Source organism: Leptospira dzoumogneensis, assembly GCF_004770895.1.
GTDB classification, from domain to species: Bacteria; Spirochaetota; Leptospiria; order Leptospirales; family Leptospiraceae; genus Leptospira_B; species Leptospira_B dzoumogneensis.
Map to the genome: position 1 here is coordinate 1 of NZ_RQHS01000025.1, position 2990 is coordinate 2990.

General features: G+C 42.8%; 1 protein-coding gene. It reads right to left on the reverse strand.

The genetic code is table 11. The features are described 5' to 3' along the window. A partial coding sequence (locus EHR06_RS18765) for an FG-GAP-like repeat-containing protein (protein ID WP_279633361.1) occupies nucleotides 1-2990 on the reverse strand: 2990 nt, incomplete at both ends.

Below are 2990 nucleotides of genomic sequence, written 5' to 3' on the forward strand. Positions count from 1 at the left end.
TGCATAACGTCTGGAACGATCCCATCCGACATAGCAAAATACCAAGTGGGTTCTTTAAGATGGATAATCCCTATATCCGTGAGTCCGTCCCCGTTATAATCTCCTTGGATCCATCTGAATACATAAACCTTGGTCATAAGATCAGGGCGATCCAGTTTGGCAGAGATTAAGTTACCGCTTGGAGAAATTACTTTGTCAGCGGAGATATCGTAAATTTTAGTATCTCCATTTTGAGTCAGGACCGGATTTCCTTCATAATCGAAAAGTCCGTTGAATGCCACAGACCCTGCAGTATATTGCGTTTTTGTAACGGAATAATTGGTCCCGGAAATCCTATATTTTGAAAAGATAATATTTGCTCCGCTTGCCTTTCCGATCAGAAAAGAATTGCCCGTGGTTTCCGGAACTATACCGTAAGGAACTCCTGCAGCATTGATAGAATCGAATTCCGCAGAAGTAAAAGGAAGGTTCGGAGGACTTATAAGTTTTTTGAACTGGATCTTATTTTGGGCGATATCCAAAGTCCCTAAATACCAATTATGTGTAGATCCACTTCTATCCACGAGTAGTATCTGTGCTTTGCCTACTCCTGTGAAGTCCCCGGAGAATAAACTATATTGGTTTTTGTTCAATCTATCCGCACCCGAATTCCCGGATTGATCGAATCTTCCCAAAAGATAAGAAGCGAGAACATCTCCAGCAGGAGCAAGAGCCTTGACTCCATTCGGACTTGTTAAGATGAATCTGCCTGTCCCAACAGTTGCTTGGTCGTCCAGAATAAGTACTGATTTAAAAGAAGCGCTTTCGAAATTATCCACTACATAAGCACTTTCTGAAATATTAAAATTCCCCACCTGAGTATCCGTGAAACCCGCAAGGTTCGCGGTTTCGAACGCGGTACCACTGGAATTACGGACTACGAAAAATTGATTCGTACTTCCGTTTTTCTTAAAATACAAAACTTCATCTTTAGTAGATCTAGTATATCGGTCCGGCCTTCCTCCCAAAGGAGTGGCGACTCCGGTTGCTTCGGGTAAGAAGGAAGTAAGAACTCCTGAAGTATAACCTGTTCCTTTCTTTAAGTTGAATACTCCTGCATTCCTATCAAAAAGTAAAAGTTCGGGAGAAGCAGAACAATCATCCGCAGTAAAACATCCAGCATAAGCGATCTCACCTTTTCCCGGAGTTTGATTCCCGTCGTAAACATAATCCAGCAGAAGAGACTTAGTGCCTCCTAAAATAGGAATAGATGCAAATCCCTTCTCTAATTTTGCTTCGTCTTTAGGAAGAGGGGTTTTCATGACCCGATTCTGATCCGGACCGTAACTCATTTCGCTATAGATCTTATAACGGAATCCGGTATTGGTAGCTTCTCCAATCCAGAACTTTCCATCACTTGCGGAAAAGAACCCTATATCCGTTCTTCCATCCCCGTTAAAATCTCCTTGGAGCCAACGAGTGATCTGCTTGAATTGAGGAGTTGTGGACCAGATCCGAAAATTGATGGTGCCATTCCCAGTTTCTCCTAAGGTCCATTCTCCAGTATTACGATTAAATAATAGAAAGTCGGAGAATCCGTCTCCGGTAAAATCTCCCGAGAAACGATCGTTACTAAAGAGAGCATCTTCTGCGACGCTAAATTGTCTGTATAGTTTCCATTGTAGTTTGAAGTAGATAGGATCCGATTTATCGTCGTTACGATGATTCTCTCCTACGATCCATTTGCCGCTACGAGAATCATAGAGAGAAATATCGGTCCTTCCATCCCCGTTATAATCTCCTATGAGAAGTTGGACCTTGCCTCTTCCGGTCCCATCTTTGGATTTATCCGCGGTATAAGGACTGTCTAGGTTACCGTTAGGAGAATAATCTCCCCTAAATACGTTTTGGAATTTATTCGCAAAACGCAAGAACTCGAAACTTCCCCCCTTATTCAACATCAGGGTCCACTGACCTGTTGGTTCGTCGAATAGAACAGAATCAGATAGACCGTTCCCGTCGTAATCTCCAGGAAACCATTCCATCCGGAAGATATCAGGGATCCCGGACATCAATCTTCCATAATTACGAAATTGGAATATTTTTCCGTCATGCTCTGCTACTATGAAGTCTCTTGTTTCCGGTAAGTAGAATGCTATATCAGATCTTCCATCTCCGTTATAATCTCCACTCACATTCCCTTTGAAGAATCGGATCTTATCCGGACCGATATAATTCATATAACGGTTTGCATAAACTTTGAAATTATAACCGCCCCCTCTTCTTCCTTCCGCGGCTTTCCAATTCCCATTCTTAGGGTTGAAGAATAGTATATCAGAGATCCCGTCCCCGTTAAAATCTCCTTCGAAATATTCAGTATCGTCCGGCAGATCCTCCGGTTCGCTTGAAGCTTGGTTCACCACATTCTGCCAAACAAGAGAGCGAGAAGCGACTTGATAATTGAATTCCGGTTTGGTAGTGTGCCTGCTGGACTCAACAGTCTTAAGAAGAGGTCTACCAGAATCGGGAGAAGTATCATAAACTAGATCGTAATCCCAGAGTTTTCCTCCTCCATCCCAACCCACTTCTATACTGTCTAAAAGTCGATCCATCTTCATAAGAAAGCCTGGAGCGGTGGAAACATAAGAATCGCTTCTTGCCTTAGTGATAAATTTCACATATTGGCGGGCGGATGCTCCCGATCTGGAGTTTCCGGTATATCGTATTTCCTTTAAGTATAAAGATCTGTTTGCGGAATAGAAGGAGGTATCATACGTTACCTGCATATAGTTCCCGTTAAGATCTTCGGTTTTGGTTAGATACCAGCTATAGGTCTGGCTGATCTTATCCGGATTATAAATACGACTAGAAGAATTATCCCCGTACGTTGTTTTGGTTCCGGAAGAATCACGGACTTCCCAGATCCCTCCCGTTTCTATATTCGATAATACTAATATTGGAGCGCTTTGATCGGTGATCTCAGGTCTATAGGTCCCGTTCTCACTGCTGGT